Origin of the sequence: Amycolatopsis sp. NPDC059657, from assembly GCF_042734395.1 — a bacterium.
Taxonomy (GTDB): Bacteria; Actinomycetota; Actinomycetes; order Mycobacteriales; family Pseudonocardiaceae; genus Amycolatopsis.
This window is the reverse complement of the sequence record NZ_JBHWEB010000281.1, coordinates 1-1030: the sequence shown is the minus strand read 5'-3', so window position 1 is coordinate 1030 and position 1030 is coordinate 1. Positions and strand designations below refer to the sequence as shown.

The window sequence follows — 1030 nt, the reverse complement described above, 5'->3', positions numbered from 1 at the left end:
TGTCTGTTTTCAGGACTTCCCGGACAGTTGATGTTTCAGGACCTCACAGACACTGACCGGCCTGTCGGCGTGGTGACCAGGGGTGTTGTGGTGATCATGCGGCGATGGGCAGAGCAGGGTTTTCGATGGATCCTGAGTTCGTCGCCATGGTCGCGAGGGCGGCCGCGGGCGAGAAGATCAACGTGTCGGGGTTCTGCCGCGAGCACGGAGTGTCGCGGGACCGGTTCTATCACTATGTGACCCGGTTCCGGGCAGAGGGAGCGGCGGGGTTCACCCGGCGCAGCACCGCCCCGAAGCACCATCCGACGGCGTTGCCGGCGGAGGTGGCCGAGGCGGTGCTGCGTGCCCGCAAGGAACTGGCCGACGAAGGCCTCGACAACGGGCCGATCAGCATCCGCTGGCGGCTCGAAGACGCCGGGATGCTGCCCCTGCCCTCACCGTCGTCGGTCTACCGGATCCTGCGCGAGCACGGCCACATCACGCCCGACCCCCGCAAGAAACCCCGGACCCGGCGCCGGTTCGAGTTCGCCGACCCCAACGGCTGCTGGCAGATCGACGGCATGGAGCACTACCTCGCCGACGGGCAGAAAGTGTGCATCATCCAGATCCTCGACGACCACTCCCGCCTCGACGTCGGCTCCTACGCCGCGGCCAGCGAGAACGGCACCGACACCTGGACAGCGCTGCAGCAGGCGTTCGACGGCTACGGCCTGCCCGTGAAAATACTGTCCGACAACGGATTGGCGTTCTCCGGCAAACTCCGCGGCCGCATGGTCGAACTCGAACGCCACCTCGCCGAACGCGGCATCACCAGCATCGCCTCCTCAGCCCGCCACCCGCAGACCTGCGGGAAAAACGAACGCGTCCACCAGACCCTGCGAAAATGGCTCCGCGCCCGCCCCGCGGCGGAGAATCTCACCGAACTGCAACAACTTCTGCAGCAATACCGCACCATCTACAACAACCGCCGCCACCAAAGCCTCAACGGCCAGACACCCCAGCAACGCTACGACGCCCACGCCAAAACCGG

General features: G+C 66.1%; 1 protein-coding gene. It reads left to right on the top strand.

What is annotated here, in order from left to right:
* Positions 1 to 125: 125 nt before the first annotated feature.
* The coding region (locus ACFV15_RS48225; protein ID WP_378360266.1) for an IS481 family transposase at positions 126 to 1030 on the top strand (905 nt) is incomplete at its 3' end.